The organism is Stygiolobus sp. CP850M (assembly GCF_037389425.1).
GTDB lineage: Archaea > Thermoproteota > Thermoprotei_A > Sulfolobales > Sulfolobaceae > Stygiolobus.
The window spans coordinates 1-8409 of the sequence record NZ_JBBHKR010000005.1 but is presented as its reverse complement, the minus strand read 5'-3'; the positions used below and the strand labels follow the sequence as shown (position 1 = coordinate 8409).

At 32.3% G+C, this 8409-nt stretch carries 7 protein-coding genes and 1 pseudogene; 2 read left to right on the top strand and 6 right to left on the bottom strand.

Annotated features, from left to right (window positions below; translation table 11 throughout):
• A pseudogene (locus tag WIW89_RS00125) lies at positions 1-401 on the bottom strand (lipopolysaccharide biosynthesis protein); the annotation flags it as partial.
• 752 nt (positions 402-1153) lie between these two features.
• Positions 1154-2197 (bottom strand): glycosyltransferase family 2 protein, encoded by a 1044-nt coding sequence (locus WIW89_RS00120; RefSeq protein WP_337719274.1) that lies wholly within the window; start codon positions 2195-2197, stop codon positions 1154-1156.
• A 60-nt stretch (positions 2198-2257) separates the two neighbouring features.
• Between WIW89_RS00120 and WIW89_RS00115 the strand changes: the two genes are divergently transcribed.
• Entirely contained in the window at positions 2258-3421 is a 1164-nt protein-coding gene (locus WIW89_RS00115; protein WP_337719273.1) for a glycosyltransferase family 4 protein, read from the top strand.
• Between the two features lie 13 nt (positions 3422-3434).
• Here the strand turns inward: WIW89_RS00115 and WIW89_RS00110 are convergent, their stop codons facing one another.
• Entirely contained in the window at positions 3435-4346 is a 912-nt protein-coding gene (locus tag WIW89_RS00110) for a glycosyltransferase (protein WP_337719272.1), read from the bottom strand.
• 249 nt (positions 4347-4595) lie between these two features.
• A complete protein-coding gene (locus WIW89_RS00105; RefSeq protein WP_337719271.1) occupies positions 4596-4787 on the bottom strand; it encodes a hypothetical protein in 192 nt (63 codons plus the stop codon).
• A 226-nt stretch (positions 4788-5013) separates the two neighbouring features.
• Here WIW89_RS00105 and WIW89_RS00100 point away from each other — a divergent pair, with 226 nt between their 5' ends.
• Complete coding sequence (locus tag WIW89_RS00100) at positions 5014-5985, top strand: glycosyltransferase family 2 protein (RefSeq protein WP_337719270.1); 972 nt, start codon at positions 5014-5016, stop codon at positions 5983-5985.
• 1 nt (position 5986) lies between these two features.
• Here the strand turns inward: WIW89_RS00100 and WIW89_RS00095 are convergent, their stop codons facing one another.
• Together WIW89_RS00095 and WIW89_RS00090 are read right to left on the bottom strand one after the other, a co-directional pair.
• A complete protein-coding gene (locus WIW89_RS00095; RefSeq protein WP_337719269.1) occupies positions 5987-6883 on the bottom strand; it encodes a glycosyltransferase family 2 protein in 897 nt (298 codons plus the stop codon).
• Positions 6884-6936: 53 nt separating this feature from the next.
• Complete coding sequence (locus tag WIW89_RS00090) at positions 6937-7668, bottom strand: 50S ribosomal protein L11 methyltransferase (RefSeq protein WP_337719268.1); 732 nt, start codon at positions 7666-7668, stop codon at positions 6937-6939.
• Positions 7669-8409 lie beyond the last annotated feature (741 nt).

Here is an 8409-nt window from a genome sequence, read left to right as displayed (position 1 = left end):
GCTGTCTCAGTGAACATGTCCATTCCAACCATTATATTGCCCATAACACCATTAAGCAAGTAAAGGAAAAGGTAAGGTATTGCTAACTTAACGTAATTAGGGAAAAGGAGGAGAATAAGAAAAAGCGGCAAGGCGAGGAAAGGGAAAGAAAGAAACTTACCTATTATGCTCTTGCTTATCTCTTTCCTTGCGTAAAGGTAAGAGATCTCTCTCGTTATTATTTGTCCGGGAATAAAGTAAAAGAAGGCTGAAGTTACTACTTCGAGGAGTTGAATTATCGCGACTTTTCCGAAGAATTCTGGGTTAGTAATCTTAGCTGTAATGATGAAGAAGATTAAAGCAACTATGACGTTGGTAGTAGTTACACTAAGACTCTTTAAAGCGTTCTTTATAGGATTCATTCAGTTTAGTTATTTAAAAGGAAAAATATTAAAACTTTCCTTTATAGATAGTAGTTATTAGATTTTGCCTTGACTTCAAGGTTACACCTAATGAAGAATCCCCTAGCTACCGTGACATATTTTAGCCCAGCCCTAAATTATACCAAAATTTTTAATATTTTTCGTCTATCATTTCTTAGTAGATTAAGATTGATATGGGAAAATTTAGTAAGAACATGGATAATATTTGTATTAATTTTACATTTATAATAAAATATATTAAATCATAATAAGAATAAGTAAGATATTAATTTACAGAAGCAATTATTATTTCTTTTTTACACAATAAGTCATTCCTATTTTATCCCTATTCCAAGTGGGATCGTTTTTTCCTATAAATATCTTCATTTACAAATTCGCAACTATGATTTTGATTAAGTATATTCATTAGGTTGTTAATAGAAATATTAGTGTTATAAGCATGCAGCTCAAGTGCCTTTAATACTGTTTGTATGCCTCCTGAGGCATTACTCATTTCATAGATAGGTACATGATATTTGTGATCTTTCAATTTAAAAATTGATACATTATTTATACAATCACTTATGTTTCCCCAGTAAAAATAAGTTAATATTTGGGTATATACTTCTCTGTCCACATTAACAATGCTTCCATCTAAACATTTTATAGTAATACTAGGTTTCTTTAAGATTAAGTAATCAAATAAACTTGAGCACCAATCTTTAATTAAATTCTTGATTTAGACGCTATCATCATTTTAGTAAAATATTTGATCTTCTTACACTTCTTATAATCCTTTTTAAAGTTTCGGAAGGCAAACTATTATAAAGAGTGAATAGTAGAATGAATTTACACTCCTTAAAACTGTGTCTAAGCCTGCACAATTCTAAGATATCTTTAAGCACATTTATTAAATGCTCATCGAACTTTAAATATCCTTTAATATCCTTAGGTGAGTTATATAATAAATATCTAGCTTCTAATAATCTAAGTTTAACGACATTTCTTATTTGATTATTCCTAGAGATGTTATTGATGATCAGTTCTCCGTCACTTATAGATCTCATGAAATTCTCCAGAACTCTTATTTGATCTTCATGAGTAAATCCTATTGATGTGTTTTTGTTATGAATTCTATATCTAGTTAGCCTTTCTCCAGTGTGGTAAATCTTTCCGCATTCTGCAGAGAAGGCTGGTATAAAATTCTCTAAAGAAATTTCTATTCTTTTCAACAAATCCAGTTTATCATTCATGCATTCCCTTCTGACGGCCATTAGGCTAGTTGTTGCAACTATACCGTGATACTTTATCAAGAAACTCTTGATATCTTTATCAAAAGGGTCTATTATTACCTCATTGTGTGGAGTTATCTCTTCGAGATCTCTTATAATGTTTCTGATATCGGGATTACTAGTGCCCATATCAACAACCTCATCACAATATATGTACTCCCTTGTATCGTGAAAATAGTACACGTCTTTATACTTGTTAAAAACTTGATGAACTTTTGTTAATTTTGAGGGTTTGAATTCATCATCATCCTCTAAAAAAGCCAGAATATCACCAGATGACTCCTCAATACCTATAGCAACCCTTTCGCCGTATCTTGGTGTGTCATATACTACGTTCTTATATCCTAGTTTATTTAGGGTTTCGTCGATACTCTTATCTTCAAAATTTTTGACCACAATAACTTCATACAGATTCTTATCTAAAGTCTGATTAGCTACACTATTTACAGCTCTCAGAAGAAAGTCCCTCCTATTATACGCCGAAATAATCACGCTAATTTTCATGAGAAATAATGTAATCTTAACATTTAAATTTTTATAGATAGTTTAAAAACTAACTCATATATGAAAATTTCGTTCGTGTTATTTGGCACTAGTTTAGCTGGTGGAGTAAGATATGTATTTGAAGTTGCTAACGGCTTAAGGGATAGGGGTTATAACGTTAAAATTTTATCATTAGCAGGCGATCATAGTTGGTTTAAGGGCTTAAAAGTCGAGGTAGTATATAAAGAACCTATTATGAATAAAATAAGTAAAACCCTATATAATCTTCGTAAAGTGTATAATCTTATTAAACTTAAAAATAGTAAAATTAAACCTTATGACTCACTATTATTATTTAACTCGCTTTTAGGAATAAAGTCTGACTTAGTTACAGAATTGGCTGAATTCATTCAGAATTTCGATTCTGACATCACAATAGCGACCTATTATTTAACAGCATTCTCAGTTTGGTTTTCACAAAGTAAAAATCCATTTTATTTAATGCAAGACTTCCCAGAGTTAGTTGAGAATAATGAAGGGAAAATAGGACTAAACATGTTTAAGCTCTCTCTAAAACTTCCTTTCTCCTTCGTTACAGTTTCCTCTTACACCAAACAGTTAATACTTGATAACAACCCTACCGCTAGAGTTACCATAGCTAACCCTGGTGTTAACTTAGAAGTTTTCAGACCGAAAAGAGAGCTGCAAAATGATAACAAGAGGAGAGTTATGCTAATACTAAGGGGTCAGAAACAAAAAGGCGACAACATAGGCTTAGAAGTTTTAAAAATAGTTAATAAAAAGATACCTATTCATGCAATAATAGTTGGTAGTAAAAATTTAGTAAAGACATATTCTAAAACTATCGGCATAGATTTTTCCTATTCCGTTTTCTCAAATGTAGATGATGAAAAGCTGTCTAGGCTTTATTCATCAGCTGATGCATTCATTTTCACATCTTACGCTGAGAGTTTTGGCTTGCCGCCCTTAGAGGCTATGGCTTGTGGAACACCAGTAGTTATGACTGATAACAAAGGTTCTAGGGATTATGCTGTAAATGGCTACAACGCATTGGTAAGTCAACCCGGTGATGTTAAGTCTTTATCTGACAATTTAATTAAGGTTCTGCAAGATGATAAACTGAGAGAAAAGTTAATTGAGAATGGATTAGAGACCGCAAAAAGATTTACATGGAGTTCTACGGTAAATAACTTTGAAAAAGCACTAAGAGAAGAAATACCGTGAGTTCTTAAAGAAATTAATTGAAGAGTTTTTGATTATCTTTTTCTAAATCTCCTAATAAGCCATACATAATAGCCCTAAAAATCCATTTAGCGCTCTTTCTATACCCAAGAACTTCGCACATGAGGAATAAGTCTCCTATAATCATTTTCCAAAAACTAGGATATATCTTTCCCCTTACCCATAAGTATATATCATTACGTAACATGAGATAATATCTTAGGAAATTGGAGTAATACATATACTGTTTGTAGTTTTCACGATCTTTATCATTCCTATGTAACATGAGCTCTAGAGCTACCAGTAATTTCCCGCATAGCCTCGAATAATATTTTGACCCTTCCCCGGGCTTATGTAAGATCATTCTCTCTCTATAAACTAGAGGTAAATATCCAAATTTTTCAGCCCTATAAGCATATTCAACATCTAACCAATCAAGAAATAAACCCTCTAAGAAAGGTTGTCTTAACGCATAATCTACGTTCAATATCATACCGCTATTGACTATCACCCTAGCTGTGTAAAAGTTAGAGTTTGGAATTATCTTGTCTATCAGAGCGTTGTCTATATTCACACTCAATATTATTGGCAGTGGACCTCCCTTTTCTTTTAGCTCGTTAGCTTCTCTTACAACTTTGCTGGGAGCAAAATTATCAAGAATAGTCGTGTCTTGATCCAAAAACATAATATAATCTTCTCCCAGTTCTTTAGCAACTTCCGCCGCTTTATTATAAGCCTTTCCGAGACCATAATTCTTATCAAAAGGAATAAAGTAGTCTGACAAAAATTGCATCTTATTTAGTGGTTTTCTAGTCGAATGATTATCTACGATAAGAATCTTTACTCTCTCCTCTTTTTCTCTAATTTTCTTTATAATGCCAGCGACAAAGTCCTCTTCAGGATTATAAGTTACGATTGTAATTAACATCACAGATAAAAGTTTAAAGGAAGTTTTAAATATTTCCACTGGAAGCGCCATGATTAAAATTAGCGTAATAGTTCAACAAATTCTGATGATATTATACTCTACTCGAGGAGGATAATTAGGAACAAGAAATTGATAATAATGATGAACAACCTGAGATTACATGGTGAGAGGGTTAGGGAGTTCATGGCGGAGAATAATTTGGAAAGTAAACATAGAGAAAGTAGGTGCTTCGGTTACCAAGGATAATAACTATAAATTGCCATTAATAAGTAGTGATATGATACAAGGGGGGTAATTGTAAACAAATGTTGTAGAGTCTGTAGTATAAATTACACCGCCACGCGTATAATCAAATGCTATTACAAAATCTACAATAGCCAATACAATATATAACAAGTTATCATATTTTAGACGTAATGCGAAAGAATTTATTCTACTCATATCGATATGACCTTTTATCTAGTAATTTTTATTCTTTTCTTCTCAGCTAGTCCATCGATAGTTTGTATATTAAAATTATCTATGAATAAAAAACTTAAGGTACATTAGGTTTATAAAGATTATTGTTAAATAGTAACTACATAACAGTTATGGGACTTTCCCTTAAATATCGCTCTGTAATCAAGGCAAAATCTAATATCTGCTATAACTACAGTTATATCTAAAGATGAGCAAGGTTACAATTGTTATAACTGCTCATAATCGAAAGAAGTATCTTCCTTATGCTATTAATTCCATATTCTCAACACTTAGTGCGAAAGTTATTGAAGATATAGAAATAATTACCGTTAAGAATTTTAAAGATGACAATGTAGATTCTTGGTTAGATCTTCATAATGTAAAGAATATTATCACCAGTGAGGAATCACTAGCTCAGAAGCAAGCTATTGGGATATTCAATGCTCATGGAGATTTAATAGCATTTTTAGAAGACGATGATATGTTTGCTTTAAATAAAATTTATGTTTTGAAAAAGTTACTAAATTATTCGGACTTAGATTTCTTCCACAATCTCTTTATGCCAATTAAAGAAACTACCTACGAGTCCCAGATAGTTCCTTTTAGTGACTATGACATTGAATTTTTTCATGTAGGTAATTTGCGAAATAATAAGATTTTAAAATACATTATTAAGACATATCATCCAGAGATGTATAACAGTTGTACAACGATTTCTAAGGATCTCGCTATGAAATGTATACACGGTTTAAAAAAAGTGGATATTAATACTGAAAGATTTTGGTTTTTGTGTGCTCTGGAAAAAGGTCGACGAATAGCATTGACAAAATCTCCTCTTACACTTTATAGGGTTCATGAACAGTCTTTTTCTCAGCATAACAGCAAGCTTTTTAACGCAAGATTATTAGAACGTTATATACGCTCTTATACTTTTATGCTAAAATATTTTCAAGAAGAAACAGTGAGACGAATTATTGAAGAACAGTATAAATTACACTTAGCACATTACTTAATCTATAATAAAGGTAATAGAATCAGAAAACTTAAATTGGCTCTGTCCTTACTTAGTGGCTCATTAAAGCCTTCCACCATTTACAATGAGTATAGTGTACTTTCTGCTATATCTTTATTATCTTCATTAATGAGTACTTCTTTAGCTAAAAGAATCCTATACCAATAATCTATGCATATTTTACCATGTCTTTATTAAATAGCCCGTCTAATAACCCCTTTATTACTGCTGTAGAGCCTTTAACAAAAATTCCTGCCTTATTCGCAATGTATATGTAGTATAACACGTATAACGGAAGAGAAATAAGGAATGTAATATTACTTAGCTTGCTATCTAAATCTTTATGAAATACAATTTTAGACCTTATCGCGTAATACAATCTCATTTCATTATACCTCTTTACTCCTTCCCTTATATCCACGTCGTGGTACACTCTTGCATAGCCTAAAGTCACGTTCTTGTATCCTAGTTTCTTTATTTTGTATTGTAAATATCCGTCCTCCCCGTTCCAGGGTATTCTCCTCCACGGAATTAAACCGGCTTTCTTTATTGCTTCCTTTCTAAACATGTAACTGTTAGCAAACACATCTACTTCTATCACTTTCCCCTCTAAGCTCCTGCAAGGGAAGCCAGAATATAAGAAAATTGTCCTTCTCATAAACTTAGAGAAGACAGCGCCAGCATACATAACCTTATCTGGAGACAAGTAATAGCAAGTGACTGGAGCTATCGTTCCAACTTCCTCGTGCTTTTCAATATAATTTAAAAGCTTTTCAATTGTATCTCTTTCTACTACATTATCGTCGTCTACGAAGAATATGTAATTCCCTTCAGAAGCTTCTACAGCGTCATTTCTGGACTTAGCCACTAATGTAGGTTTCTCATGTTTAATGTATTTTACGTAAGGGAATTCATTTTTTATCATTCCCTCAGTACCGTCAGTAGAAGCGTCGTCCACAACTATAACTTCAAAATCCTTAAAGGTAGATTCTTTAAGTGAGTTTAATAGCCTTCTGAGTTTTTCCTTCCTATTGTACGTGGGAATTGCAACACTTACTCTTACCATCAACTTTACATGGAATTCTAGTTTAATATAGTTTATCACGTATGTTAAAGATATTATTTTATCGCATATATAAACCCTAAGTTCTTTAGGGTGTGCTCAACATTTACTTTATAACCGTTTTTATTCAAGCTGCTTATTATATTCTGATAATCATTATCCCATTCTATAAGCAGTTCACTAATTTCCTTAATGTAAGGGGCAATTATTCTCTCACACCCATCGCAATCTATTTTAGCTACATCAAAAGGCCCGTAAAGATAAACCAATTTCGGCCAACTTATAATATTATTACTGTCTTCCACTCCAACACCTTTATCTACTATGGTAACGTTGTTAATTCCGTTAATTTTTAGGTTATCTCTCATTAGTTCAACTTTTCTTTTATCTATCTCTACTGCTACTATTTCCTTTGCACCTGCGATAGAAAAGTAAATTGGGGAATCACCAATACCGGCTCCTATATCTAAGACTCTTTTACCTTTAACGTTAATCCTCCAATAATCTGAGAAAGAATCTCCTGGGTCACTTAATTTCCAACCCTTCAGATAAATTTCCCTTCCTTTAAATTGAAATTTCACACTGTCTTCATTGAGCTCAGTGATCCTTAGTCCGGCTAACAAAACTACTTCATTAGGTTTTAAATATAAGACTTGTCCATTTCTTAATTTACATTTTATTTTCTCTCTATGAAAATAAATGTCGAGCATTACTGAATGCCAGTTTGCGAAAGTTATACTATACTGTCTTATTAATTCAAGTAGCCGTTTAGGCGGGATATACTCCATATTCTCTAATATAAGTTTTTAATTATTAAACTTCTGGTAAAAGACACAATATAGGAGTTCTACGAGTAGCATTATATTAGGTTAAAGTAGCTTGACATATACTAAAAGTATTAAGACTAAAACAGCGGTTATTAGATTTTGCCTTGACTTCAAGGCTACACTTAACGAGAAATCTCATAACTGCTGACTAAAAGAAGAAGTTTAGGATTGTAAAACAAGGAGGCAATCTTAGATATACGTTGCAGTGATTATCCAATTACAAAGTTGGGGGGCTGTTTAGTACTGAGTAATAAACTAACGCAAATACAAACTAAAACCAGATAAATAAGTAAGTTGAATCGGCCGATAATAATAATGAACCGAACTCCGAGCTTCTAAATAAGGCTGATAGAGTGAGAATAATCGTGTAAGATCAAGATGCCAAGAATTTCTCACAAATAAATATGAATTTCAGTCTTCTTGCTTTTAGCCACTTATTCTCAACTAAGTTTATTTTTTCTAAACTTTTACGGTCTTAAAATATCCTTAACTTAGTGAGTTGGAGTGAATTTAGGACTTTCTTTATACACAACCCTCAATAAAGGTATATCACTCGTTATTCGGTAGAAAGTACACTTCAGTTTGTGGCTACTACAACAAAAGTCATGGATAAAACTAAGTTTAATCTTGAGAGCTTAAGACCTAAATCCTAACTCCTTTAAGCTTTTGGACTTAACGTCCTCGATAATAGATTTGATACCG